The following is a 24,997-nucleotide window of genomic DNA, read 5'->3' on the forward strand; positions in this document are numbered from 1 at the left end:
ATGCCTTATGTCAGCCTTGGTTACAATAGGGAACCGAGGATCAAAATATAACCATTCTCGCTCTTCCCTGCTTCACTGACAAGGAAATCAGAATGTCTACAAGTCCTCCTCTGGCACTGGGTAGCGGAAGAATGAGCCGCAGTGCTGCCGGCATGCTCGCCGTTCTCTGCGGCGCGATCTTTCTCGAAGGCGTCGATGCAGCCATGCTCAACATCGCTCTCCCCTCTATCCGCGCTGAACTCGGCCTTTCGACCACGACGCTCAGCGCCGTCGTCTCGGCCTATGTGCTTGCCTATGCCGGGCTGATGTTGCTCGGCGGCCGCGTCGCCGACATGTATGGCAAGCGCAAAGTCTTCCTGACGGCGCTGACCGTATTCCTGCTTTTCTCCGGTCTCGGCGGCTTTGCAACCGAAGGCTGGATGCTGCTGACGGCCCGCTTCGTCACCGGAGCAGCGGCCGCCTTCATGACGCCAGCCGGTCTTGCTCTTATCAATGGCAGCTTTCCCGAGGGGCCGCAGCGCAACAGGGCTGTCCTGATCTATGCCGGCACGGCATCGGCGGGCTTTTCGCTCGGCCTCGTCATCGGCGGGCTTCTGTCCGCCATCGATTGGCGCTGGGTGTTCTTCGCGCCGGTCATCTTTTCGGCCATCCTACTGCTTGCCGGTATGAAGCTGATCGTGGAAAACAAGGAAGACGCCGCCCCACGCCAGAAATTCGACATTGCCGGCGCACTGACCCTGACGGGTGCCATGCTGCTTGCCGTCTATGCGCTGACACGGCTGGAGCATATGACCAACGACCTGACCTGGACAATCGCGGCGGCTGGGGCGAGCGCGGTTCTCTGGCTTGCCTTCATACTCATAGAACGCAAGTCACGTGCACCGCTCGTGCGTCTCGGGATATTCCGGTCTGCCGGACTGGTACAATCGAACCTCGGAGCGATGCTTTTCACCGGCGCGTTCTTCGGCTTCCAGTTCATCGTCTCGCTCTATCTGCAGGAACTGCTGGGCTGGTCCTCGTTCGAAACCAGCCTTGCCCTGATCGTCATCGGCATGGACGCCATTCTGGCACCGCTGCTGACGCCCCTGCTCGTCGAGCGCTTCGGCAATGGACGCGTGGTGCTTGGCGGTTTTGCACTCGCTGCCGCTGGCTATGTGCTCTTCCTGGGCATGGGGCTCGACTGGACCTATGCGGCGATGCTGCCGTCGACGATCCTGCTCGGCCTTGCCTTTTCCCTCGGCTACGGCCCGCTGACGATTATTGCGACTGATGGTATTGCCGACAACGAACAGGGGCTGGCGAGCGGGCTGGTGAATACGTCGTTCCAGTTCGGCGCAGCACTAGGCCTCTCCGCCGTCAGTGCCGTCGGCACACTTGCTCTCGGCGACGGAGAAAGCCCGTCCGAACGGCTGGAGGCGTTGCGTGCCGCCTTGCTGGTGCCTGTCATGGCCACGCTGATCGGCACGTTCATTATGGGCTTCGGCAGGGGCCGCTGCACGGATGCATCCTGCCGGCTGCAGGCGGGCTGAAAAACAAATGCGGCCGGCGCAACGCCGGCCGCTCTTTTCTTCAGACGAGTTCGACGTCGACGACGCCGGGAGCAGCCCGCAAGGCGGCTGCGATCTCGGGCGTGATCCGGTATTTGTCCGATAAAACGACCTCGACTTCGCGCTTGCCCTCTTCCTTGATGACGATAAAGGAGACGAGGCCATCGCCCCTGGCATTCAGGTGTGCTGCGACGGCGCGCAACGGGCCGGAGTCGCGGACATAGACACGCAGAGCCTTCTGCATCTGCAGCGACTTTTCCTCCAGCGACTGAATGGTCTGCAGCCGCAGGCTCACACCTTCCGGCCGCTCTTCGCCGATCGCGGTGATGACGAAGGATTTTCCGGGCTCCAGCACGTCGCGATACTGGTTCAGCATTTCGGAGAAGAGCACGGCTTCGTACTGGCCGGAGGAATCCGAGAAGACGATGATGCCCATCTTGTTACCGGTGCGCGTCTTGCGCTCCTGCTTGGAAATGACCGTGCCGGCCAGCCGCCCGTTTGCAGCGCCCTGCTTCACCGCCGTCGAGAAATCCTGGAAGGTTTGCACGCGCATCTTCTGGAGGAGGTTGTTGTAGCTGTCGAGCGGATGGGCGGTGAGATAGAAGCCCAGCACCTGGAATTCCTTGAGCAGCCGCTCAGAGGCAAGCCAGGGCGAGAATGGTGGCAGGGCGATCTTTTCCGGGCCTGACGACAGCGCACCACCGAAAATATCCGACTGGCCGCTCAGCTTGTTTTCCTGCGCGCGCTGCGCATAGCCGAGCACACGGTCGAGGCCGGCTGAAAGCTGGGCACGGTCCAGATTGAAGCAATCGAAAGCGCCCGCATAGATCAGGCTTTCCAGCACACGGCGGTTTACCTGGCGTGGATCGATGCGCAGGCAGAAATCCTCGATGCTGGCGAAGGGCTTGTCGCCGCGCATGTCGACGATGTGATCGACGGCGGATTCGCCGACCCCTTTGAGGGCCGCGAGCGCATAATAGATGCGGTTGTCGCCGGTCTCGAACTGTCGGAAGGAGGTCTGGACGGAGGGCGCGATGACTTCGATGCCGAGACGCTTCGCATCCTGGCGGAAGTCATTGACCTTTTCGGTGTTCGACATATCGAGCGTCATCGAAGCAGCCAGGAATTCGACCGGATAGTGCGCCTTCATAAAGGCCGTCTGATAGGAGACGATGGCGTAGGCGGCCGCATGCGACTTGTTGAAGCCGTAGTTTGCGAACTTCGCCAGGAGTTCGAAAATGTTATCGGCCTGCGGCTTCGACACGCCGTTCTTGACCGCGCCATCGACGAAGCGCTCGCGCTGCTGATCCATCTCAGCCTTGATCTTCTTACCCATGGCACGGCGCAGAAGATCGGCTTCGCCGAGCGAATAGCCTGACAGGACCTGGGCGATCTGCATCACCTGTTCCTGGTAAACGATAACGCCCTGCGTTTCCTTGAGCAGATGGTCGATCGTCGGATGGATCGATTCAAGCTCTTCTTCGCCGTGCTTGCGGGCATTGTAGGTCGGGATGTTTTCCATCGGGCCGGGACGATAGAGCGCCACCAGTGCGATGATATCCTCGATGCAGTCAGGCTTCATGCCGATCAGCGCCTTGCGCATGCCGGCACTTTCAACCTGGAACACGCCGACCGTTTCGCCGCGCGAAAGCATCTCGTAGGTCTTCTTGTCGTCGAGCGGGATCTTCGGAAGATCGACCTCGATGCCGCGCTTCCTGCAGAAATCGACGGCCACCTTGAGCACGGTCAGCGTCTTCAGGCCGAGGAAGTCGAACTTGACGAGGCCGGCCTGCTCTACCCACTTCATGTTGAACTGGGTGACCGGCATGTCGGATCGCGGATCGCGATACATCGGCACCAGTTTCGACAGCGGGCGATCGCCGATCACGATACCGGCGGCGTGGGTTGAGGCGTGGCGGTAGAGGCCTTCGATCTTCTGGGCGATATCCAGGAGGCGCGCGACGACGGGTTCCTTGGCGGCCTCCTCCTGCAGCTTCGGCTCTTCCTCGATCGCCTTCGAAAGCGGCGTCGGGTTTGCGGGATTGTTCGGCACCAGCTTGCAGATCTTGTCGACCTGGCCGTAAGGCATTTCCAACACGCGGCCAACGTCGCGCAATGCGGCGCGCGCCTGCAGCGAACCGAAGGTGATAATCTGCGCCACCTGCTCGCGACCGTATTTCTGCTGCACATAGCGGATCACCTCTTCACGGCGGTCCTGGCAGAAGTCGATATCGAAGTCGGGCATCGAGACGCGTTCGGGATTGAGGAAGCGTTCGAAGAGAAGCGAGAAGCGCAGCGGATCGACGTCGGTGATCGTCAGCGCATAGGCGACCAGCGAGCCTGCGCCCGAACCGCGGCCTGGGCCAACCGGGATATCATGCTGCTTGGCCCATTTGATGAAGTCCGCAACGATCAGGAAGTAGCCGGGGAACTTCATTCGCTCGATAACACTGAGCTCGAATTCCAGCCGCTCGCGGTAATCCTTCTCCTCGTAGCCGGCGGACATTCCAAGCTCGGCAAGGCGCATATCCAGCCCCTCCTCCGCCTGGCGGCGAAGTTCGAGCGATTCTGCGCGCTCGGCCTCTTCGGCATCGTCAGTCGCACCCGTGAAGCGCGGCAGGATCGGCTTGCGGGTCTTCAGCACGAAGGAGCAGCGCCTTGCGATCTCGACGGTATTCTCCAGCGCCTCGGGCAGATCGGCGAAGAGCTTTTCCATCTCCGCGCGGCTTTTCAAATAATGATCCGGGGAGAGGCGGAAGCGGCTGTCGTCGGAAACGATGGCGTTGTGGGCCACCGCCATCAGCGCGTCATGCGCATCGTAATCGTCGCGCGTCGGGAAGAAGGCTTCGTTGGTCGCCACCAGCGGCAGGTCGTGCTTATAAGCAAGGCCGATAATCTTCTGTTCGTGCCGCTTGTCGTAGGTGCCGTGCCGCTGCAGTTCGACATAGAGCCTGTCACCGAAGATGCGCTTCAGCGCCAGCAGACGAGTCTCCGCCTGGGTGGTATGGCCGTCCTTGAGCGGCATGTCGACGGGGCCGGTCGAGGCACCCGTCAATGCGATCAGCCCTTCGGTGCCGATTTCCTCCAGCCAGGAGGAGCGGATATTGATGGCCTGATTGTTCTCGCCGCCGAGATAGGCGCGGCTGACGAGATCGACCAGCCGTTCATAGCCTGCGTCCGTGGCGGACAAAAGTACGATCGAGGGCAACTTGACCAGCGTCTGGTGTCCGCCCCGCTTTTCGGTTTCGAGGCCGTCTTCCATGTCGATCGATACCTGGCAGCCGATGATCGGCTGCAGACCGTCTTCCATCGCCTTCTGGGAAAACTCCAGAGCGACGAAGAGATTGTTGGTATCGGTAATGGCGATCGCCGGCTGGCTGTCGCCCGACGCCTTGTAGAGGATCTTTTTGAGGGGCAACGCGCCTTCGAGCAACGAATAGGCGGAGTGGACCCTCAGATGGACGAAGCCCGGTTTTCCGCCGACGACTGCGCCAGCAGCACCTTTTTCCGCATCCGCCATGATCTGCCTTTCGAACCGCCTCACTGAAGAGCGCGCATTGTCGGCAATCAAGGCGATTCTGTCCAGAAAAAGTCCCGCTTCGGGACCGCATGGCAGCCATGCGATCCCCTGAATTCTTACATTGCCATGACAATCAGCGAAAAGCTGGCAATGAACATTGCGATGGAGGTGAATGCTGCGATATCACGGATCATGTCAGTCATTTGGCTCTCCTGTGCTCTTATGTTTTTAATTTGTTCCATGTATGTTCTGTTGTCAACAGGATTCCCTCCCGCTCTCGCGGGACATGGTTAACGTCGGAGCAGCGGGACGATGGACACGCAGGAACTCAACGGCTTCATTGTCGAAGCCAAATCGCAGACTTATGTCGCCGGCGCGAAGCCGCAGCCCTCTTATCGGATCGGCGCCCATGATATCGGCTACAAGCGCGGGATCTGGCGCTACCTCGACAGCTATTTCGGCGGCACGGATTTTGCCGGTCAGGAAGTGGTCTGGCTGGAGGAAAAGCCGGTGTGGGCGATGAACTATTTTGGGCGGATCATCGAGCCCGGGATCATCGACGGAACTGTCGCCGGCACGATCATTAGCGCCGCGCTGTCACAGCTTTACAAACAAGGCCGCTTCCTCGGCGGCATGGTCTTCGATCATTCGCTGGGGCGCTATGTCGATACGAGCGAAGGCGACTGCACGCATTTCCGCGGCCACGAATTCATCCTTGTCGATGGTCAAAGGGCCTATGAGCTCGATTATCGCGGCGGGCTGATTATCCCCTGATAATCAGAAATCCACGACCTTGCCGTCGGAGATCGTTACGCGCCGGTCCATGCGCCGGGCAAGCTCGTGGTTGTGTGTGGCGATCAGCGCGGCAAGGCCCGACTGGCGCACCAGAGCCTCCAGAGCATCGAAGACATAGCTGGCGGTTTCCGGGTCGAGATTGCCGGTGGGCTCGTCGGCCAGAAGCAGGCTCGGCGCATTGGCAACGGCGCGAGCGATTGCCACGCGCTGCTGCTCGCCGCCGGAAAGCTCGCCCGGGCGATGCGTACCGCGGTGGCCGATGCGCATGTAATCCAGAAGCATCTTTGCCCGCTCGCCCGCTTCTTTCCATGAGAGGCCGGCGATGAGCTGTGGCATCATGATATTTTCCTGCGCAGAGAATTCCGGCAGCAGGTGATGAAACTGATAAACGAAGCCGATCTCGCCGCGGCGGATAGCCGTGCGCTTGTCATCGGAGAGGCCATCACATGGGCGACCGTTGACCATTACCTCGCCGCCGTCAGGATGCTCCAGCAGCCCTGCCACATGCAGCAGCGTCGACTTGCCGGTGCCCGACGGCGCCACCAGCGCCACCATCTCACCGCTCGACAGGGTGAAATCCGCACCCTTGAGGATGGTCAGCAGCGTTTCGCCCTGGCCATAGTGGCGCTCGACGCCCGAAAGCTTGAGAACGACATTGCGTTTCATGAATGCGGCATTCCTTGGATTGGGCCTTGGATCATGCATGACCTTGAATCTCAGCCTTATTCGTAACGAAGGGCCTGGACGGGGTCGAGGCGGGAGGCGCGCCAGGCGGGGAAGATCGTCGCGATGAAGGAGAGCGTCAGCGCCATGATGACGACGGACACCGTTTCGCTCACATCCATTTTCGCCGGCAGCTGGCTCAGGAAATAAAGCTCCGGATCGAAAAGCACCGTGCCCAATACCCAGGAGAAGAACTGGCGGATCGACTCGATGTTAACGCAGACGAGCACGCCGAGCAGCACGCCGGCGATCGTGCCGACAATACCGATCGCCGCCCCGGTCATGAAGAAGATGCGCATGATGGCGCCGGCGCTCGCACCCATGGTGCGCAGGATGGCGATATCGCTGCCCTTGTCCTTCACCAGCATGATGAGGCCGGAGATGATGTTGAGCGCGGCGACCAGCACGATCAGTGTCAGGATCATGAACATGACGTTGCGCTCCACCTCCAGGGCGGAGAAGAAGGTCTGGTTGCGCTGGCGCCAGTCGGTGATGGCGATCTGCCGTCCGGCCGCCTCTTCGACCTTGGGCCTCAGATTGTCTATATCGTCGGGGTTGTCGACGAAGAGCTCAATCGACTGCACCAGCCCGTCGGCATTGAAATAAAGCTGAGATTCCTCCAGCGGCATATAGATGATCGAGGAATCGTATTCCGACATGCCGATCTCGAAGAGGCCGGAAATCTTGTAGGATTTGATGCGCGGATTGACGCCCATCGGCGTCACGTCACCCTCCGGTGACGTCATCGTAATCAGGTCACCAACTCGCAGGCCAAGCTGGTCGGCCATGCGCGTGCCCATCAATACGCTGTCGCCTGCAGCAAAACCCACCATATCGCCGGACTTGATGTTGTCGGAGACGGCCTTGAGCTTGGTCAGGTCTTCGGCCCGCGTGCCACGCACCAGCGCGCCTGTACTGCCGCCCGTCCGCGAGGAAGCGAGCACCTGGCCTTCGACCAGCGGCAGCGCCATCTTGATACCGGGCACCGCCTCGAATTTCTTCACGAGGTCGGCATAGTCGGTAAAGGGACCATCGATCGGCTGGATGATCATGTGGCCGTTGATGCCGAGGATGCGGGAGACGAGTTCCGTGCGGAACCCGTTCATCACGGCCATGACGATAATCAGCGTCGCGACGCCCAGCATGATGCCGACGAATGAGAAGCCGGCAATGACGGAGATGAACGCCTCCTTTCGGCGGGCGCGCAGATAGCGCCACGCCACCAGGCGTTCGAAGGTAGAAAATGGCTTGCCAGCCGGACCCAAGCCGGATTTGGAACTCCGGTCCAATGCTGCCTCTGCCATTTCGCCTCCGTCTTTCTTTAAGCCACGAACCTGTTGATCGCCGCCTCGATTGTCATCGTCTCGCGGGCGCCGGTCCTGCGGTCCTTCACTTCCACTTCGCCATTCGCGACCGCGCGCGGACCGGCAATGATCTGGTACGGCACGCCGATCAGGTCGGCGGTCGCAAACTTGGTGCCTGCGCGGTCGTCCGTGTCGTCATAGAGCACGTCCTTGCCGGCCTTGGTCAGCGCTGCGTAGATCAGCTCGCAAGTGCCGTCGCAGGCTTCGTCGCCGGCCTTCATGTTGATGACCACGACATCGAAGGGCGCGACCGACTCCGGCCAGATGATTCCGTTCTCATCATGCGATGCTTCGATGATGGCGGGAACAAGGCGTGTCGGGCCGATACCGTAGGAACCCATGTGAACGAAGTGTTCCTTACCGTCAGGACCCTGCACCTTTGCACCCATCGGTTCGGAATACTTCGTACCGAAGTAGAAAATATGGCCGACTTCGATGCCGCGCGCAGAAAGACGCTCGCCTTCCGGAACCGCGTTGAAAGCTGCCTCGTCGTGCATTTCGGATGTCGCGGCATAGAGCGACGTCCACTTGTCGAAGATCCCCTTCAGACCGTCGACACTGTCGAAATCCGTGCTTTCGGCGGGGATGTCGAAATTGACGAAATCCTTGTGGCAGAAGACTTCGGACTCACCGGTATCAGCGAGAATGATGAACTCATGGCTCAGATTCCCGCCAATGGGGCCGGTATCGGCGCGCATCGGAATGGCGCGCAGGCCGAGACGATCGAAGGTGCGCAGATAGGCTGTGAACATCTTGTTGTAGGAATGCTCCGCCCCTTCGCGCGTGAGATCGAAGGAATAGGCATCCTTCATCATGAACTCGCGCGAGCGCATCGTGCCGAAGCGCGGACGGATCTCGTCACGGAACTTCAGCTGGATGTGATAGAGATTGAGCGGCAGGTCCTTGTAGGACTTCACGAAGGAGCGGAAGATATCCGTCACCATTTCTTCGTTGGTCGGACCGTAGAGCATGGGCCGATCCTGGCGGTCCTTGATGCGCAGCATCTCCTTGCCATAGGCGTCATAACGGCCGCTTTCCTGCCAGAGCTCGGCCGACTGCAGGGTCGGCATCAGAAGCTCGATGGCGCCGGCGCGGTTCTGCTCCTCGCGGATGATGTTGTTGACCTTGTCCAGCACCTTCTTGCCGAGCGGCAGCCAGGAATAGATGCCCTGCGACTGCTGACGGACCATGCCGGAGCGCAGCATCAGCCGATGAGAGACGATTTCCGCCTCCTTGGGGTTTTCCTTCAGGATGGGTATGAAAAAGCGGGACAGACGCATGGCGGATTCCGGTACAGTTGAGATGCCGCTTACCCAAGCGGAATCGACGGTATTTGTTAAAGATGGGAGCGTTCATAGCCGCTTCGCAGCAGGAAAGAAACCCGCGACCGGTGCGAGCAGCCTCCCGCAGACGCATGTTAGCGCCTACAAATTCAGCAGGCGTGAAAAAACGCGTGTTTATAAGGGTTTGAAGGTAAATCTTGTCAACAGAAAAATTTTGCGCGAGTGTAGCAAAAATGCAAAAAAAGCTAATGACAAAGCACAATCTTTGAGCTAGCTTTAGCTCACAAAACAGGCAAGAAGGTTAAATTCTTGCCGAATTCGCGGTCAAGTCTTGGGAGGATCAGATCTTAGGCGCGCTTGTCGCTGCCCCGGTAACGGTTAAGGATCACGCGATACTTAAAACAAGGCTTTTAGCCTTGTTTTTTTTTGCTTTTCGGCTCCCAATTACACCGAAAAACCAAACCTCCCTTTCGCTAGGTGAGCCCGCTTTCCGTTACGAAAGCTCTTTGCCTCACTTGCATGACGCGCGTATGACAGGTTTTTCGCGGTTGCATTTACATCTGCTCAAAGTTTGAGCAAAAGCCATCCTTAATAGAAGCTAGGCCCTATTTGTGGAAGCGCGTCGAAGCCGAGGCCGAAATAGGTCGAGCCGATGTACCAGATACCGTAGATGGCGCCGGAGATGCACGTCGTCAGCGAGAAGACGAAAAGCGGGCGGAAACGGCTCGGCGCGCTCGGCACCGTGCCAAGCACGATGTCATTATCTTCGGCTTGAGTGCGCAGGCCGATCGGCAACACGGCGAAAAGCGTGATCCACCAGATGATGAAATAGACTGCAAATCCCTGGAGGAAGGCCTGAAACATCTTGGTTCCCGTCGATTAGCGCCTTGGCGGCTGGTTTTGGGTGCTTATAAGCCGGAATGGCGGCCAGTTCAAAGGCGGTGGACAGTTTAGGTCACTCTGACGCACCGCGATCAGACCTGCTCCAGCTCGATCAGCGTACCGAAGAAGTCCTTCGGATGGAGGAAAAGCACCGGCTTTCCATGGGCACCAATCTTCGGCTCACCATTGCCAAGCACCCTTGCCCCAGATGCCGTCAGCCGGTCTCGAACTGCAAGGATATCATCGACCTCGTAGCAGATGTGGTGCATGCCGCCAGCGGGATTCTTTTCAAGAAAGGCCGCAATCGGCGACGCCTCGCCAAGCGGCTCCAGCAACTCAACCTTGGTGTTCGGCAGTTCCACGAAAACGACCGTGACGCCATGCGCCGGCAGGGCTTGCGGCTGCGAGACCGCGGCCCCCAGAGTATCGCGATAGCTCGCGACTGCGGCAGCCAGATCAGGCACGGCGATGGCGATATGGTTCACCCGGCCAAGCATCATCAGACCCTGGTGATGAAGACCGTGACGAGAGGCTTCTTGCCCCAGGTATGATTGGCGGCAGCGCGCACGGCGCGGCGCAGGGCCTCCTGTACCATGTCGATATCCTTGCGGCGGGCGCGTGGAATGCTCTCGAAGGCGCCGATCGCGGCGTCGAACAGCCCATCCTCCATATCCTCGCCCTCGTCGTCATAGACCGGCAGGCCGATCGCCACGAGATCAGGTTCGCCGATGATGTCATAGCGGCTGTCGAGCACGATACTGACGGCGACATGGCCGACATAGGAAAGCTTCTTGCGCTCGCCGATGCCCATCTCGTCGAAGTCACCGATCAGTGACCCGTCCTTGTAGATGCGGCCATGCGGCGCCTCGTCGATGACCTCGACCGGACCCGGAGCGAGCCGCAGCACATCACCATTGCGCACACGCGGCACCGTCGGAATGCCGGACTGCTCGGCAAGCTCCTTGTGTGCCGTCAGATGCGTTGCCTCACCATGCACGGGCACGACGACCTTCGGCCGTGTCCACTCGTACATCTTCTGCAACTCGTTACGGCGGGGATGGCCGGAGACATGCACCAGCGCCTCGGTGTCGGTGATGATGTGGACACCCTGCTCGACGAGACCATTCTTGATGTCCTGGATCGCCTTCTCGTTACCGGGGATGGCACGCGAGGAGAAGACGACGATATCGCCGGCGGCAAACGCCACGTTGCGCATCTCGTCACGGGAGAGCTTGGCAAGGGCAGCGCGCGGCTCGCCCTGGCTGCCGGTCAGGATGACCACGACCTTGTCGCGCGGAATGAAGCCGTAATCCTCTTCGGAGATGAACGGCTTTACGCCTTCCAGCAGGCCGATATCCTGAGCGACGTCGCAGACGCGCTTCAACGAGCTTCCGAGCAGCAGCACTTCACGACCCGCGGCTTCGGCGGCTTCTGCGACGGTACGGATACGGCCGACATTCGAGGAGAAGGTGGTGATCGCCACACGTCCCTCTGCATTCTCGATGATCTTGCGCAGGCTTTCGGAGACATCCTTTTCCGAGGGCGAGACGCCGTCGCGCAATGCGTTGGTGGAGTCGCAGAGCAGCGCCAGCACACCCTCATCGCCCAGTTGGCGGAAGCGCGTCTCGTCGGTCAGCGGCCCGAGCGACGGCTCGTGATCGATCTTCCAGTCACCGGTGTGGATGACATTGCCGAGCGGCGTGCGGATCATCAGCGACATCGGCTCGGGGATGGAGTGATTGACGGCAACACCCTCGATGCTGAAGGGGCCGACATTGATCCTATCGCCCGCCTTGAAGATCGTTATCGGTACTTCGCCGATCGCATCCTTCTCGAAACTACGCTTGGCTTCCAGCAGGCCGGCCGTGAAGGGCGAGGCATAAACCGGCACGTTCAGACCCGGCCAGAGGTCGGCGAGCGCGCCGTAATGGTCCTCATGGGCGTGGGTGATGATGATAGCCTTGAGGTTCTTGCGCTCGTTGGCGAGGAAGCGGATATCCGGCAGGACGAGATCGACACCCGGCAGATCCGGTCCCGGAAAGGTGACGCCGCAATCCACCATGATCCACTGGCGATGGTCCGCCGGGCCGTAGCCGTACAGCGCGAGATTCATGCCGATCTCGCCGACCCCGCCCAGAGGCAGAAATACCAGTTCGTCCTGTTTCGCCATAATGTTTGTTTTTTCCACTATCTAAAGAATACATCGCCGGCCGCAATCGGCATCATCCTGCCTGTGCCGATATCGAGCATCAACAGGCCATTATCATCAATCCCGGCGAAATATCCGGAAATCGACCTGTCGGGCAGATTCACAGTTATCTTTTCGCCAATGCCGCAGGCAACCGCACGCCATAGCGCCGTGACCTCGCTTATGCCCAGCCCTTCGTTCCAGATATCCAGCACCTCGGCCATCGACGCAAAGAGATGGGCGAAGAGTTCTTCGGGCGAAGCAGCACTTCCCTGATCACGCAGGCAGGTGACCGGATAGATGGGGTTGTCCGGCATGACGGACACATTGATGCCGATGCCGATCACCACCGCGTGGCGTCCGTCCGCCAGCCGTTCGCCTTCCACGAGGATGCCACAGGTCTTCTTGCGGCCGATCAAGATATCGTTTGGCCACTTCACCTCCAGCGGCTCCGCGCCCGGCGGCAACACGCTTCGGATCGCCTGATGCACGGCGACGGCAATTGCCAGTGGCAGCGAGGCAAGGCGCTCCATCGGCGCCGGATCGATCAGAAGAAGGGAGGCGTAGAGGTTGCCACGCTCGGAAACCCACGGACGGCCCCGACGGCCGCGGCCGCCGGTCTGTCGTTCCGCGGTCACCCAGAGCAGACCGCTATCCCCTGCCCGAGCCCGGGCAAGGCATTCCGTGTTGGTCGACGACGTATCCGACAAAGCCTCGTGCCTGATATCGCCGAGCGATATCCGGCGCCGCTTGTCGGAAGCCATCAGAACAGCGTCGCCGCAGCGAGTTCAGCCGCGCCGCCGATCGGACCGCCGATGAGAACATAGGCGGCGACGAAGAGGCCGGAGAGACCGAAGACGAGACGCAGCGAGCCGGAGACGCGGGCGAATTCGCCGGTCGCCTCATCGAACCACATCAGCTTGATGACACGCAGGTAGTAATAAGCGCCGACGACCGAAGCCAAAACACCGATGACGGCAAGCGCATAGAGCTTTGCCTCGATGGCGGCGACGAAGACGAAGTACTTCGCGAAGAAGCCGGCAAGCGGCGGAATGCCGGCGAGAGAGAACATCAGCGCGGTCAACACGACAGCCATGAAGGGGTTCGTCGTCGACAGGCCAGCGAGATCGTTGACGTTCTCGACAACCGTGCCGTCCTTGCGGCGCATCGACATGATGATCGCGAAGGAGCCGAGCGTCATGACCATGTAGATCGCCATGTAGAGTATGACGCCGGTGACACCAGTCTGACTACCGGCTGCCAGACCAACCAGCGCATAACCCATGTGACCGATCGAGGAATAGGCCATCAGTCGCTTGATGTTCTTCTGGCCGATAGCCGCAAACGAGCCGAGCAGCATGGAGGCGATCGAGATGAAGACGATGACCTGCTGCCAGTCTGATAGCACCGGCTCGAAGGCGGTGATGACGATACGGGTCATCATCGCCATGGCGGCAACCTTCGGTGCGCTCGCAAGGAAGGCAGTGACCGGAGTCGGTGCGCCTTCATAAACATCCGGCGTCCACATGTGGAACGGAACGGCCGAGATCTTGAAGGCAATGCCGGCGAGGATGAACACGAGGCCGAAGATCAGGCCGAGCGAGCGAGCGCCCTCGACTGTCAGAGCCTGGGCAACCTCGGCAAAGTGCGTGTGACCCGTAAAGCCGTAGACCAGCGACATGCCATAGAGCAGCATGCCCGAGGAAAGTGCACCGAGGACAAAATACTTCAGGCCGGCTTCCGTCGACTTCAGGCTGTCGCGGTTGATCGCAGCGATGACGTAAATCGCCAGCGACTGCAGCTCGAGGCCGAGATAGAGCGCGATCAGGTCGTTTGCCGAAATCATCAGCATGATACCGAGCGTGCACAGTACCAGGAGAACCGGAAACTCGAACTTGTCGAGCTGGTTTTCCCGCGCATGACCAATCGACATGAACAGTGCAACCAGAGAACCGATCAGCGCCAGCACCTTCATGAAGCGTGCGAAGCCATCCGCGAGGTAGACGCCGCCATAGGCAAGGCCGTCACCAGGAACGAAGATCAGCCAGAGGCCGGAGATGGCAATCAAGATCATCGCCAGCACGCTGACGAGCGGACCCGACCGCTCGCCCGAGAAGACGCCGATCATGAGCAGCACTAGGGCACCGATCGCGAGGATAATTTCCGGCGCGGACAGGTACAGGCTTAGGGAGATTGTTTCAGCGGTCATGTCCTAAAGTCCCGTCATTTCATCGACAGCGCAACATTCTGCGCTGCCTGCACTGCGGCCGAATAGCTGTTGATCAGATGGTCTACTGAAGCAGCGGTCGCATCGAAGACCGGAGCCGGGTAGACGCCGAAGAAGATGGTAAGTGCGACCAGCGGATAAAGGATGACCTTTTCACGCGGCGAAAGGTCGAGCAGAGCCTTCAGCTTTTCCTTCTCCAGCGCGCCGAAGATGACCCTGCGATAGAGCCAGAGCGCATAGGCGGCCGAGAGGATGACACCGGTGGCGGCAAAGAGCGCAACCCAGGTGTTGGCACGGAAGACGCCGATCAGCGTCAGGAACTCGCCGATGAAGCCGGAGGTGCCCGGCAGGCCGACATTGGCCATGGTGAAGACCATGAAGGCGACCGCATATTTCGGCATGTTATTGACCAGGCCGCCATAGGCCGCGATCTCGCGGGTGTGGGTGCGATCATAGATGACGCCGACGCAGAGGAAGAGCGCGCCGGAGACGATGCCGTGTGACAGCATCTGGAAGATCGAACCCTGCAGGCCCTGCGCGTTCGCCGCGAAGATGCCCATCGTCACGTAGCCCATGTGGGCAACCGAGGAATAGGCAATCAGCTTCTTGATGTCGTCCTGCATCATCGCGACCAGCGAGGTGTAGATGATGGCGATCACGGACATCGCGAAGACGAGCGGCGCGAAATAGTCCGAAGCGACCGGGAACATGCCGATCGAGAAGCGGATCAGGCCGTAGCCGCCGAGCTTCAGGAGCACGCCTGCCAAGATGACGGAACCGGCCGTCGGCGCCTGGACGTGTGCGTCCGGGAGCCAGGTGTGGACCGGCCACATCGGCATCTTCACCGCAAAGGAGGCAAAGAAGGCAAGCCACAGCCAGGTCTGCATCGCCGGCGGGAACTGGTAGTTCAGAAGCTGGGCGATATCGGTCGTGCCGGCCTGCCAGTACATGGCCATGATGGCGAGCAACATCAGCACCGAGCCGAGCAGCGTATAGAGGAAGAACTTGTAGCTCGCATAGACGCGGTTCGCGCCACCCCAGACACCGATGATGAGGAACATCGGGATGAGGCCGCCTTCGAAGAAGACGTAGAAGAGAACGATATCGAGCGAGACGAAGACACCGACCATCATCACTTCGAGGATGAGGAAGGCGATCATGTATTCCTTCAGGCGCTTCTCGACCGAAAGCCAGCTTGCGAGCACACAGAAGGGCATCAGGAAGGTCGAGAGGATGATGAACAGCATCGAGATGCCGTCGACGCCGACATGGTAGCCGATGCCCGTGCCGAGCCAGCTATGCTGCTCGATCATCTGGAAGCCCGGATTGGCGTTGTCGAAGCCGATCCAGATGAAAAGCGAAAGGATGAAGGTGAAGACCGTGGTGATCAAGGAGATCCACAGCACGTTCTTGCGGCCGTTCTCGGTTTCGCCGTTCATCAGCAACAGGAGCACCACGCCGACGAGCGGCAGGAAGGTGACCGTTGAAAGAATAGGCCAATCGGTCATCAGAAGGAACTCCCGAGCATCATCCAGGTAACGAGCGCCGCAACGCCGATCAGCATCGCGAAGGCATAGTGATAGAGGTAGCCGGTCTGCAGGCGCACGACGCGGTCGGTCACGCTGACCACGCGGGCGGCAATGCCGTTCGGACCGTAGGTATCGATAACGCCGACATCACCCTTCTTCCACAGGAAGTTGCCAAGAGCCTTGGCGCTCCGGACGAAGAGGAAGTCGTAGAGTTCGTCGAAGTACCACTTGTTGAGCAGGAACTGGTACAGAACGCGGTGCTGCTGAGCGAGTTTGCGCGGCGTCGACGGCGACCTGATGTACATATACCAGGCAATCACGAAGCCGAGCAGCATGGCGATGAATGGGCTGAGGCCAACCCAGACCGGAACGTGATGGAATTCTTCCACCAGTTCGTTTTCGGCGCCGGTAAAGAGCGCACCCTTCCAGAACTCGGCATATTCCTCGCCGTAGAAGCGGCCCTCGAAGAAGTAGCCGGCAAATACCGCGCCGAGCGCGAGGAGATAGAGCGGCACCAGCATGACCTGCGGCGATTCATGGACGTGATGCATGACTTCGTGCGAAGCACGTGGCTTGCCGTAGAAGGTCATGAAGATCAGGCGCCAGGAATAGAAGCTCGTGAAGAGAGCGGCAATGACCAGCAGTGTGAAGGCGAAGCCCGCGACCGGCGAATGCGACGCATAGGCAGCCTCGATGATGACGTCCTTCGAGAAGAAGCCGGCTAAGCCGAACGGGGTAAAGGGAATGCCGACACCGGTGATCGCCAGCGTGCCAATGATCATCATACGGAACGTCCACTTGATGTGCGGACGCAGACCACCCATGTAGCGCATGTCCTGCTCGCCATCGACGGCGTGGATGACCGAGCCGGCGCAGAGGAAGAGCAGAGCCTTGAAAAAGGCGTGCGTGAAGAGGTGGAAGATTGCCGCGCCATAGGCACCGACGCCGAGCGCCACGAACATGTAGCCGAGCTGCGAGCAGGTCGAGTAGGCGATGACACGCTTGATGTCGTTCTGCACGAGGCCGACAGTGGCCGCGAAGAAGGCGGTAATCGCGCCGATCACGGTGACGACGACGAGCGCATCCGGCGAGTGTTCGAAGATCGGCGACATACGGGCGACGAGAAAGACGCCGGCGGTCACCATGGTCGCAGCATGGATGAGGGCCGAAACCGGCGTCGGGCCTTCCATGGCGTCCGGCAGCCAGGTGTGCAGCAGGAACTGCGCCGACTTGCCCATAGCGCCCATGAAGAGCAGCAGGCAGGCGCCGGTCAGCGCATGCGCCTTGTCGAGATGCATGCCGAAAAGGTTCAGGATCACTTCACCAGCCTCGCCGCCGCCTTCAGCCGGAGCGAAGGTCGAAGCATTGGCGAAGATCGTGTCGAGGTTGATCGAGCCGAACAGCACGAAGACCGTGGCGATGCCGAGCACGAAGCCGAAGTCGCCGACACGGTTGACGATAAAGGCCTTCATCGCGGCTGCCGACGCAGACGGCTTCTTGTACCAGAAGCCGATCAGCAGATACGAGGCCAGACCGACGCCTTCCCAGCCGAAGAACATCTGGGCCAGGTTGTCGGACGTCACCAGCATGAGCATGGCGAAGGTAAAGAGCGAGAGATAGGCGAAGAAGCGCGGGCGGTGCGGATCGGTATGCATGTAACCGATCGAATAGACATGCACCAGGGTCGAGACCGTGTTGACGACGATCAGCATGACCGAGGTCAGCGTATCGACACGCAGCGACCAGGATACATCGATGCCGCCGGACTGGATCCAGCGCAGAACTTCGACCTTGATCGCGCCTTCCGGATGGCCGAGCGCAACCGTGAAGAAGACGACCCAGGACAGGACGGCGGCGATGATCATCAGGCCGCTGGTGACATATTCCGACGCCTTGGCGCCGATCGCGCGGCCGAAGAGGCCGGCAATGATCGCGCCGATCAGGGGAAGGAAGACGATAGCCTTGTAGAGGAACATGAGCCGCTCAGCCCTTCATCATATTGACGTCTTCGACCGCGATCGAACCGCGGTTGCGGTAGAAGACAACGAGAATTGCGAGACCGATCGCCGCTTCGGCAGCAGCAACGGTCAGAATGAACAGTGCGAAGACCTGGCCGACGATGTCGTTGAGGAACGACGAGAAGGCGACCATATTGATATTGACCGACAGCAGGATCAATTCGACGGACATCAGGATGACGATGATGTTCTTCCGGTTCAGGAAGATGCCGAAGACGCCGATGGTGAAGAGGATGGCGCTGACCGTGAGATAGTGGGAAAGTCCGATGACCATGTTCTTTGTTCCTTGACCTCTCGGTTCAGTTCACGCCCTGCCCCGGCTTGACCTTGATCACCTCGACGGCAGTCGCGGGCGTGCGGGCAACCTGGCGGGAAATATTCTGCCGCTTGATGTGGGTGCGATGCTTCAGCGTCAGCACGATTGCGCCGATCATGGCGACCAGCAGGATCAAACCAGCGATCTCGAAGAAATAGACGTAGTTCGTATAGAGCACGTCGCCGAGGGCGGCCGTGTTGGTGCGCACGGTCGGAGCCGGGATCGGCATGGCGACGGTCTTGGCGATCTCGGGCGAGATCACGCTGCCGCCGACCACGACGATCAGTTCGGCGGCGAGGATCAGGCCGATCAGCGCGCCGATCGGCGCATATTCGAGAACACCGGCTCGAAGCTCGGTGAAGTCGATATCGAGCATCATCACCACGAAGAGGAAGAGAACAGCGACCGCGCCGACATAGACGACGAGCAGGATCATCGCCAGGAATTCGGCACCCAGCAGCAGGAAGAGACCAGCTGCATTGAAGAACACCAGGATCAGGAACAGAACCGAGTGAACCGGGTTCTTCGCCCAGATGACCATGAACGCCGACGCTATCGCGATAAAGGCGAAAAGATAGAAAAATAGAGCCTGCAGACCCATGTTGGTGCCTTTTTCATCTTCCCCCGGGCAGCCGGGAGTTTCCCTGCCCGATAGGACCTGGCGCAGCTTTCGCCGGCAAAGCCCCGGTGCATGTTGACCGCGGCGGGCAAGAGTACCCTTCCCGCGGCATTTCAAATCTCAATCAGCGGTACGGCGCGTCGATCGCCATGTTGCGGGCGATTTCACGCTCCCACCGGTCGCCGTTTTCGAGGAGCCTCTGCTTGTCGAAATAGAGCTCTTCACGGGTTTCGGTGGCGAATTCGAAATTCGGACCTTCGACGATCGCATCAACAGGGCAAGCTTCCTGGCAGAAGCCGCAATAGATGCACTTCACCATGTCGATGTCGTAACGCACCGTGCGGCGCGTGCCGTCGTTGCGGCGCGGGCCGGCTTCGATGGTGATCGCCTGGGCAGGACAGATCGCCTCGCACAGCTTGCAGGCGATGCACCGCTCTTCACCGTTCGGATAACGGCGTAGCGCATGTTCGCCGCGGAAGCGCGGGCTGACCGGACCCTTTTCGAAGGGGTAGTTGATCGTTGCCTTCTGCTTGAAGAAGTAACGCATCGACAGGAAGAACGCGCCGACGAATTCCTTGAGGAACAGCGAGTTGATGGAGGCGGACAGGCTTGCCATCTTCAATCTCCAATTTTGCCGGAAACGAGGTTGGACATCAGGCCCATCCCATCAGTTTCAGCACGAATGCAACGATGACGACCATGGCGAGCGACAGCGGAAGGAAAACCTTCCAGCCGAGACGCATGAGCTGGTCGTAGCGGTAGCGCGGCACGAAAGCCTTGACCATGGCGAACATGAAGAACACCAGGCAGGACTTCAGCAGGAACCAGATAATGCCCGGCACCCAGTTGATGAGCCAGAAATCGACCGGCGGCAGCCAGCCACCGAGGAAGAGGATCGTCGTCAGCGAGCACATCAGCACGACGGCCGCATATTCGCCGAGCATGAACATCATGTACGGAGCCGAGCCGTACTCGACCATGAAGCCGGCGACGAGTTCCGATTCCGCTTCCGGAAGGTCGAAGGGCGGGCGGTTCGTCTCGGCGAGCGCCGAGATGAAGAAGATGACGAACATCGGGAACAGCGCCAGCCAGTGCCAGTCGAGGAACGAGTTCGGCAGGCCGATCATCGTACCGAGACCGGTGCGCTGGGCGTTGACGATATCCGTCAGGTTCAGCGAACCGACGCAGAGAAGAACGGTGACGATGACGAAGCCGATCGAGACTTCGTAGGACACCATCTGCGCGGCGGAGCGCAGTGCGCCGAGGAACGGATACTTCGAGTTCGAAGCCCAGCCGCCCATGATGATGCCGTAAACTTCGAGCGAGGAGATCGCCAGAATGTAGAGGATGCCGACATTGATGTTAGCAATCACCCAGCCATCGGCGAGCGGCACGACCGCCCAGGTCGACAGCGCCAGAAGCACGGTGACGAGCGGAGCCAGCAGGAAGACAGCCTTGTTGGCGCCAGCCGGAATGACCGGCTCCTTGAAGACGAACTTCAGAAGGTCGGCGAAGGACTGGAACAGGCCAAAGGGGCCGACGACGTTCGGGCCGCGGCGAAGCTGGACGGCAGCCCAGATCTTGCGGTCGGCAAGAAGAACGTAAGCGATGAAGACCAGCAGGCAGACGAGCAGCAGCAACGACTGACCGATCATGATGATCGCCGGCCAGACATAGGTCGAGAAGAAAGAATCCATGAGTTCCTGCCCTTACTCTGCCGCGACTTTAAAATTGTTGCGGGCCAATGCCGAGCACTCGGCCATGACAGCCGAGGCGCGCGCTATCGGGTTCGTCAAATAGAAGTCTTTGACCGGCGACGCAAACCCGGATTTGTTCATCTTACCGGCTTTTTTCGCCAGTGCGGCAATTTGGGCGCTTTCACCTGCGGCGATCTCGTCAACGGCCGCGAAATGCGGGAACGCCGCATAGAGCTTGCTGCGCAATTCACCGAGCGAATCAAAGGGAAGCTTCTTGCCGAGCACGTCGGAAAGAGCGCGAATGATCGCCCAGTCTTCGCGAGCGTCGCCCGGCGCGAAGCCGGCGCGGTTGCCGATCTGGACGCGGCCTTCGGTGTTGACCCAGGTGCCCGACTTTTCCGTATAGGCGGCAGCCGGCAGAATGACGTCAGCACCATGTGCGCCGTTATCGCCATGCGAACCGATATAGACCGTGAACTTCGCCGTCTTGGCGGAGACATCGAACTCGTCGGCTCCGAGCAGGAAGAGCACGTCCATGGCCTTCAGCATCTCTGCAGCATTGGCGCCCTTGGCGCCCGGCACGAAGCCGAGGTCGAGGCCGCCGACGCGTGATGCTGCTGTGTGCAGCACGGCAAAGCCGTTCCAGCCTTCAGCGATTGCGCCGACATTGACGGCGAGCTTGGCAGCCGTTGCGAGAACGCCAGCGCCATCCGTACGGGTCAGAGCGCCCTGACCGATAATGATCATCGGCTTGGACGCCTTGGAAAGGACTTCGGCGAAGGCGTGGCCGCCGTCGAGGATGTCCTTCAGCGTATCCGGACCCGAGCCGAGATAGTCATACTTGTAGCGCAGTTCGCCGCCTTCACCGATCACGCCGATCGGGAAGCCGCCGCGGCGGAAGCGCTTGCGGATGCGGGCGTTGAGGATCGCGGCTTCGAAGCGCGGGTTCGCGCCGACGATGAGCAGCGCGTCGGCCTGTTCAATACCTGATATGGTCGGGTTGAAGAGGTAACTTGCGCGGCCGAGCGACGGATCAAGTGCCGTCCCATCCTGGCGACAGTCCAGGTTCTCGGAACCAAGCGATTTCACCAGTTCGGACAGCGCATACATTTCTTCGACAGAAGCGAGATCCCCGGCGATCGCACCGATCTTGTCGCCCGATGTCGCCGATACGGCAGCCTTGATGGCGCCGAAGGCTTCGCCCCAGCTCGCCGGCTGCAGGCGACCGTCCTTGCGGACGTAAGGGCGGTCGAGGCGCTGCGTCTTCAGGCCGTCCCAGACGTGGCGGGTCTTGTCGGAGATCCACTCCTCGTTCACGGCTTCATTGACGCGAGGCAGGATGCGCATGACTTCGCGGCCGCGGGTATCGACGCGGATCGCGGAGCCGACGGCGTCCATGACGTCGATCGATTCGGTCTTGTTCAATTCCCACGGACGAGCCGTGAAGGCGAAGGGCTTGGAGGTCAGAGCGCCGACCGGGCAGAGGTCAACGACGTTGCCCTGCAGCTCGGAGGTCATTGCCTGCTCGAGATAGGTGGTGATCTCGGCATCCTCGCCGCGGCCGATCAGGCCGAGCTCGGAAATGCCGGCGACTTCTGTCGTGAACCGGACGCAGCGCGTGCAGTGAATGCAGCGGTTCATGACCGTCTTGACGAGCGGGCCAATGTACTTGTCTTCGACGGCGCGCTTGTCTTCCTGATAGCGCGAGGTGTCGATACCGAAGGCCATGGCCTGGTCCTGCAGGTCGCATTCGCCGCCCTGGTCGCAGATCGGGCAATCGAGCGGATGGTTGATCAGGAGGAATTCCATCACGCCTTCGCGGGCCTTCTTGACCATCGGCGTGTTGGTGAAGACTTCAGGCAGTTCGCCGTTCGGGCCGCCGCGGATATCGCGCACGCCCATGGCGCAAGAAGCCTGCGGCTTCGGCGGACCGCCCTTGACCTCGACGAGGCACATACGGCAATTGCCGGCAACCGACAGACGCTCATGGAAGCAGAAGCGCGGAACTTCAGCACCGGCCTCTTCGCACGCCTGAATCAGCGTGTAATGATCCGGAACTTCGATCTCGTTACCGTCAATCTTCAGTTTTGCCATCGTCACTCAGTCCTGTTTCCCATTCGCCGGGCACCGGCAAACAAACCTATTTTTGCAACATCCATATTGCCAAGCCGGATATTTCGTCCGTTCTGGCGGCGGCATTGCCCAAATTCTCTTGCGCAAGCTCCGAGACCCGGAACCTGCCATCGGCATCCCGACCCGGAGCCCCCTGCCCCGTCGATCGATCCGCCCGTCCTCCAGCCATCGCATTCGGCTGGAAATTTATTTCTTCCTGCGGCCCCGCGTCGCCAGCACCTTGGCCTGACCGACCCAGTCGTCACGCAGGATACGGCCATCGACCCCGAGTTCGGCGTCGAAGCGAGCGACATCGTCCTCGCTCCATGCCGCGACATCGGCAAATGTTCGGATGCCTTTTTGTTTCAGCACCTGCTCGAGCTTCGGGCCGATGCCAGCCACCAGCTTGAGGTCGTCAACCTTCCTGGACCTTGCGGCTGGTTTCGCCTTGGGCGCGACCAGCTTTACGGCTTCTTCCGCCGGAGCCTCGGCGGAAACCACCGTCAGTTTCGGCCTGGCCACCCTGCGAACCGACTCGGTCTTTTGAACAGGCGGGCGAATATTCTCCGGACGAATGTCCATCTCGGGCGTCTTCTCATCCGGCGGCGTCTCGTCGAGCGCCGCTGCCGCCTTGTTCGCCGTTTCGAGGACACCTTGCCAAGCACCGAAGATGACGCCGGCCATATGTGTGGAAAGACCGAAACCGATCGCTGTGGCAGCGGCGAAAGCCGCGGCCGGATGTAGCATCATCGGGTGAACAGGCATGGCACGCGCGTTCTCCAGAACATCGGCAGCAAGACGCCCGAAGTCGGCCGCAAAATCGGCTGCCCCTTCCCTCACCTTGCTGTCGGATGTCTTTGATGTCATCGCTTACTCAGCCGCCTCCAGAACCGCACCGTGATCAAGGGCATTGGCCGTATACTGGTCGATGCGGGCTTCGATTTCCGGACGGAAGTTACGGATCAGACCCTGCACCGGCCATGCGGCGGCATCGCCGAGCGCGCAGATGGTGTGGCCTTCGATCTGCTTGGTGACCTGGAACAGCATGTCGATTTCGCGCTTCTGCGCGTTGCCGCGCGCCATACGCTCCATCACGCGCCACATCCAGCCCGTGCCTTCACGGCACGGCGTGCACTGGCCGCAGCTCTCATGCTTGAAGAAGGCCGAGATACGGGCGATCGCCTTGATGACGTCGGTGGACTTATCCATGACGATCGAGGCAGCCGTACCGAAGGAGGAGCCGACCGCGCGCAGGCCGTCGAAATCCATTGGGCAGTCGATGATGTCCTTGGCCGGAACGATCGGGCACGACGCGCCGCCTGGAATGACGGCGAGCAGGTTATCCCAGCCGCCGCGGATGCCGCCGGCGTGCCTATCGACCAGTTCGCGGAAGGTGATGCCCATTTCTTCTTCGACGGTGCACGGTTTGTTGACGTGGCCGGAGAGCATGAACAGCTTGGTGCCGACATTGTTCGGCCGACCGATGGCCGAGAACCAGCCGGCACCGCGGCGCAGGATCGTCGGGGCGACGGCGATCGATTCGACGTTGTTGACCGTCGTCGGGCAGCCGTAGAGACCCATGTTTGCCGGGAACGGCGGCTTCAGGCGCGGCTGGCCCTTCTTGCCTTCAAGGCTTTCGAGCAGCGCGGTTTCTTCGCCGCAAATGTAGGCGCCGGCACCGTGATGAACGAAGATTTCGATATCCCAGCCGAGCTTGTTGTTCTTGCCAAGCAGGCCGGCATCATAACATTCGTCGATCGCAGCCTGCAGGGCTTCGCGCTCGCGGATATATTCGCCGCGTACATAGATATAGGCAGCATTCGCACCCATGGCGAAGCTCGCGATCACGCAGCCCTCGATCAGCGTATGCGGATCGTTGCGCATGATGTCGCGGTCCTTGCAGGTGCCGGGCTCCGATTCGTCGGCGTTGACGACGAGGTAATGCGGACGGCCGTCGCTCTGCTTCGGCATGAACGACCATTTGAGACCCGTCGGGAAGCCTGCACCGCCGCGACCCCGAAGGCCGGAAGCCTTCATCTCGTCGATGATCCAGTCACGGCCCTTTTCCAGGATCTGCTTGGTGCCATCCCAGTTGCCGCGGCTCATCGCGCCCTTCAGGGATTTGTCCTTGAGGCCGTAGATGTTGGTAAAGATGCGGTCCTTATCTTGTAACATGC

The 24,997-nt window shown here is 60.2% G+C and carries 21 protein-coding genes; 3 read left to right on the forward strand and 18 right to left on the reverse strand.

What is annotated here, in order from left to right; translation table 11 throughout:
• The first annotated feature begins 92 nt into the window (after nucleotides 1-92).
• A complete protein-coding gene (locus AC1DNW_RS01765; protein ID WP_113310764.1) occupies nucleotides 93-1,529 on the forward strand; it encodes an MFS transporter in 1,437 nt (478 codons plus the stop codon).
• A gap of 40 nt (nucleotides 1,530-1,569) precedes the next feature.
• On the opposite strand, the gene dnaE is transcribed toward AC1DNW_RS01765, so the two are convergent.
• Complete coding sequence (gene dnaE, locus AC1DNW_RS01770; RefSeq protein WP_113310763.1) at nucleotides 1,570-5,067, reverse strand: DNA polymerase III subunit alpha; 3,498 nt, start codon at nucleotides 5,065-5,067, stop codon at nucleotides 1,570-1,572.
• Nucleotides 5,068-5,379: 312 nt separating this feature from the next.
• On the opposite strand from dnaE, the gene AC1DNW_RS01775 reads away from it, so the two are divergent.
• Nucleotides 5,380-5,841 carry a DUF5680 domain-containing protein gene (locus AC1DNW_RS01775; RefSeq protein ID WP_113310762.1) on the forward strand — a complete coding sequence of 154 codons (462 nt, stop codon included), beginning with the start codon at nucleotides 5,380-5,382 and terminating at the stop codon, nucleotides 5,839-5,841.
• Between the two features lie 3 nt (nucleotides 5,842-5,844).
• Here the strand turns inward: AC1DNW_RS01775 and AC1DNW_RS01780 are convergent, their stop codons facing one another.
• The 3 genes from AC1DNW_RS01780 to proS are packed head-to-tail and all read right to left on the reverse strand — an operon-like array spanning nucleotide 5,845 to nucleotide 9,229.
• Entirely contained in the window at nucleotides 5,845-6,528 is a 684-nt protein-coding gene (locus AC1DNW_RS01780) for an ABC transporter ATP-binding protein (RefSeq protein WP_113301287.1), read from the reverse strand.
• A gap of 56 nt (nucleotides 6,529-6,584) precedes the next feature.
• Nucleotides 6,585-7,889 carry a lipoprotein-releasing ABC transporter permease subunit gene (locus AC1DNW_RS01785; protein WP_113310761.1) on the reverse strand — a complete coding sequence of 435 codons (1,305 nt, stop codon included), beginning with the start codon at nucleotides 7,887-7,889 and terminating at the stop codon, nucleotides 6,585-6,587.
• A 17-nt stretch (nucleotides 7,890-7,906) separates the two neighbouring features.
• The gene (gene proS / locus AC1DNW_RS01790; RefSeq protein WP_113310760.1) at nucleotides 7,907-9,229 is read right to left on the reverse strand and encodes a proline--tRNA ligase; all 1,323 of its coding nucleotides are present in this window, start codon (nucleotides 9,227-9,229) and stop codon (nucleotides 7,907-7,909) included.
• On the opposite strand from proS, the gene AC1DNW_RS01795 reads away from it, so the two are divergent.
• The gene (locus tag AC1DNW_RS01795; protein WP_477832750.1) at nucleotides 9,228-9,506 is read left to right on the forward strand and encodes a hypothetical protein; all 279 of its coding nucleotides are present in this window, start codon (nucleotides 9,228-9,230) and stop codon (nucleotides 9,504-9,506) included. The genes proS and AC1DNW_RS01795 overlap by 2 nt on opposite strands.
• Before the next feature lie 314 nt (nucleotides 9,507-9,820).
• On the opposite strand, the gene AC1DNW_RS01800 is transcribed toward AC1DNW_RS01795, so the two are convergent.
• The 14 genes from AC1DNW_RS01800 to nuoF all read right to left on the reverse strand — a co-directional run bounded on the left by AC1DNW_RS01800 (nucleotide 9,821) and on the right by nuoF (nucleotide 24,995).
• Nucleotides 9,821-10,096 carry a DUF1467 family protein gene (locus AC1DNW_RS01800; RefSeq protein WP_113310759.1) on the reverse strand — a complete coding sequence of 92 codons (276 nt, stop codon included), beginning with the start codon at nucleotides 10,094-10,096 and terminating at the stop codon, nucleotides 9,821-9,823.
• A 110-nt stretch (nucleotides 10,097-10,206) separates the two neighbouring features.
• Nucleotides 10,207-10,611: a methylmalonyl-CoA epimerase gene (mce, locus tag AC1DNW_RS01805; protein WP_113301286.1), complete on the reverse strand. Its 405-nt coding sequence runs from the start codon at nucleotides 10,609-10,611 to the stop codon at nucleotides 10,207-10,209.
• 2 nt (nucleotides 10,612-10,613) lie between these two features.
• Nucleotides 10,614-12,284 (reverse strand): ribonuclease J, encoded by a 1,671-nt coding sequence (locus tag AC1DNW_RS01810; protein WP_113310758.1) that lies wholly within the window; start codon nucleotides 12,282-12,284, stop codon nucleotides 10,614-10,616.
• Nucleotides 12,285-12,301: 17 nt separating this feature from the next.
• Entirely contained in the window at nucleotides 12,302-13,066 is a 765-nt protein-coding gene (locus AC1DNW_RS01815; protein WP_113310757.1) for a biotin--[acetyl-CoA-carboxylase] ligase, read from the reverse strand.
• Entirely contained in the window at nucleotides 13,066-14,511 is a 1,446-nt protein-coding gene (gene nuoN / locus AC1DNW_RS01820) for an NADH-quinone oxidoreductase subunit NuoN (protein WP_113310756.1), read from the reverse strand. The genes AC1DNW_RS01815 and nuoN overlap by 1 nt, the downstream gene beginning before the upstream one ends.
• Before the next feature lie 14 nt (nucleotides 14,512-14,525).
• Complete coding sequence (locus AC1DNW_RS01825) at nucleotides 14,526-16,037, reverse strand: NADH-quinone oxidoreductase subunit M (RefSeq protein WP_113301243.1); 1,512 nt, start codon at nucleotides 16,035-16,037, stop codon at nucleotides 14,526-14,528.
• Nucleotides 16,037-18,034 (reverse strand): NADH-quinone oxidoreductase subunit L, encoded by a 1,998-nt coding sequence (nuoL, locus tag AC1DNW_RS01830; protein WP_113301242.1) that lies wholly within the window; start codon nucleotides 18,032-18,034, stop codon nucleotides 16,037-16,039. Before nuoL ends, AC1DNW_RS01825 begins: the two co-directional genes overlap by 1 nt.
• 7 nt (nucleotides 18,035-18,041) lie before the next feature.
• Entirely contained in the window at nucleotides 18,042-18,350 is a 309-nt protein-coding gene (nuoK, locus tag AC1DNW_RS01835) for an NADH-quinone oxidoreductase subunit NuoK (RefSeq protein WP_113301241.1), read from the reverse strand.
• A gap of 25 nt (nucleotides 18,351-18,375) precedes the next feature.
• The gene (locus tag AC1DNW_RS01840; RefSeq protein WP_113301240.1) at nucleotides 18,376-18,993 is read right to left on the reverse strand and encodes an NADH-quinone oxidoreductase subunit J; all 618 of its coding nucleotides are present in this window, start codon (nucleotides 18,991-18,993) and stop codon (nucleotides 18,376-18,378) included.
• A 142-nt stretch (nucleotides 18,994-19,135) separates the two neighbouring features.
• On the reverse strand, nucleotides 19,136-19,627 hold the full coding sequence (gene nuoI, locus AC1DNW_RS01845) for an NADH-quinone oxidoreductase subunit NuoI (protein WP_113301239.1): 492 nt from the start codon (nucleotides 19,625-19,627) through the stop codon (nucleotides 19,136-19,138).
• 37 nt (nucleotides 19,628-19,664) lie between these two features.
• Nucleotides 19,665-20,708 carry an NADH-quinone oxidoreductase subunit NuoH gene (nuoH, locus tag AC1DNW_RS01850; protein WP_113301238.1) on the reverse strand — a complete coding sequence of 348 codons (1,044 nt, stop codon included), beginning with the start codon at nucleotides 20,706-20,708 and terminating at the stop codon, nucleotides 19,665-19,667.
• Between the two features lie 12 nt (nucleotides 20,709-20,720).
• The gene (gene nuoG, locus AC1DNW_RS01855; protein WP_113310755.1) at nucleotides 20,721-22,802 is read right to left on the reverse strand and encodes an NADH-quinone oxidoreductase subunit NuoG; all 2,082 of its coding nucleotides are present in this window, start codon (nucleotides 22,800-22,802) and stop codon (nucleotides 20,721-20,723) included.
• 225 nt (nucleotides 22,803-23,027) lie between these two features.
• Nucleotides 23,028-23,687 (reverse strand): 5' DNA nuclease, encoded by a 660-nt coding sequence (locus AC1DNW_RS01860; RefSeq protein ID WP_113310754.1) that lies wholly within the window; start codon nucleotides 23,685-23,687, stop codon nucleotides 23,028-23,030.
• A 3-nt stretch (nucleotides 23,688-23,690) separates the two neighbouring features.
• Complete coding sequence (gene nuoF, locus AC1DNW_RS01865; protein ID WP_113301235.1) at nucleotides 23,691-24,995, reverse strand: NADH-quinone oxidoreductase subunit NuoF; 1,305 nt, start codon at nucleotides 24,993-24,995, stop codon at nucleotides 23,691-23,693.
• Nucleotides 24,996-24,997: the final 2 nt, after the last annotated feature.

It is taken from the genome of Rhizobium sp. 05L429 (genome assembly GCF_056397645.1).

Bases quoted from the DNA above. Each gene is read 5' to 3' on its own strand.
- AC1DNW_RS01765 (WP_113310764.1), top strand. From the start codon at position 93: ATGTCTACAAGTCCTCCTCTGGCACTGGGTAGCGGAAGAATGAGCCGC.
- dnaE (WP_113310763.1), bottom strand. From the start codon at position 5,067: ATGGCGGATGCGGAAAAAGGTGCTGCTGGCGCAGTCGTCGGCGGAAAA.
- AC1DNW_RS01775 (WP_113310762.1), top strand. From the start codon at position 5,380: ATGGACACGCAGGAACTCAACGGCTTCATTGTCGAAGCCAAATCGCAG.
- AC1DNW_RS01780 (WP_113301287.1), bottom strand. From the start codon at position 6,528: ATGAAACGCAATGTCGTTCTCAAGCTTTCGGGCGTCGAGCGCCACTAT.
- AC1DNW_RS01785 (WP_113310761.1), bottom strand. From the start codon at position 7,889: ATGGCAGAGGCAGCATTGGACCGGAGTTCCAAATCCGGCTTGGGTCCG.
- AC1DNW_RS01795 (WP_477832750.1), top strand. From the start codon at position 9,228: ATGGCGGATTCCGGTACAGTTGAGATGCCGCTTACCCAAGCGGAATCG.
- proS (WP_113310760.1), bottom strand. From the start codon at position 9,229: ATGCGTCTGTCCCGCTTTTTCATACCCATCCTGAAGGAAAACCCCAAG.
- AC1DNW_RS01800 (WP_113310759.1), bottom strand. From the start codon at position 10,096: ATGTTTCAGGCCTTCCTCCAGGGATTTGCAGTCTATTTCATCATCTGG.
- mce (WP_113301286.1), bottom strand. From the start codon at position 10,611: ATGCTTGGCCGGGTGAACCATATCGCCATCGCCGTGCCTGATCTGGCT.
- AC1DNW_RS01810 (WP_113310758.1), bottom strand. From the start codon at position 12,284: ATGGCGAAACAGGACGAACTGGTATTTCTGCCTCTGGGCGGGGTCGGC.
- AC1DNW_RS01815 (WP_113310757.1), bottom strand. From the start codon at position 13,066: ATGGCTTCCGACAAGCGGCGCCGGATATCGCTCGGCGATATCAGGCAC.
- nuoN (WP_113310756.1), bottom strand. From the start codon at position 14,511: ATGACCGCTGAAACAATCTCCCTAAGCCTGTACCTGTCCGCGCCGGAA.
- AC1DNW_RS01825 (WP_113301243.1), bottom strand. From the start codon at position 16,037: ATGACCGATTGGCCTATTCTTTCAACGGTCACCTTCCTGCCGCTCGTC.
- nuoL (WP_113301242.1), bottom strand. From the start codon at position 18,034: ATGTTCCTCTACAAGGCTATCGTCTTCCTTCCCCTGATCGGCGCGATC.
- nuoK (WP_113301241.1), bottom strand. From the start codon at position 18,350: ATGGTCATCGGACTTTCCCACTATCTCACGGTCAGCGCCATCCTCTTC.
- AC1DNW_RS01840 (WP_113301240.1), bottom strand. From the start codon at position 18,993: ATGGGTCTGCAGGCTCTATTTTTCTATCTTTTCGCCTTTATCGCGATA.
- nuoI (WP_113301239.1), bottom strand. From the start codon at position 19,627: ATGGCAAGCCTGTCCGCCTCCATCAACTCGCTGTTCCTCAAGGAATTC.
- nuoH (WP_113301238.1), bottom strand. From the start codon at position 20,708: ATGGATTCTTTCTTCTCGACCTATGTCTGGCCGGCGATCATCATGATC.
- nuoG (WP_113310755.1), bottom strand. From the start codon at position 22,802: ATGGCAAAACTGAAGATTGACGGTAACGAGATCGAAGTTCCGGATCAT.
- AC1DNW_RS01860 (WP_113310754.1), bottom strand. From the start codon at position 23,687: ATGACATCAAAGACATCCGACAGCAAGGTGAGGGAAGGGGCAGCCGAT.
- nuoF (WP_113301235.1), bottom strand. From the start codon at position 24,995: ATGTTACAAGATAAGGACCGCATCTTTACCAACATCTACGGCCTCAAG.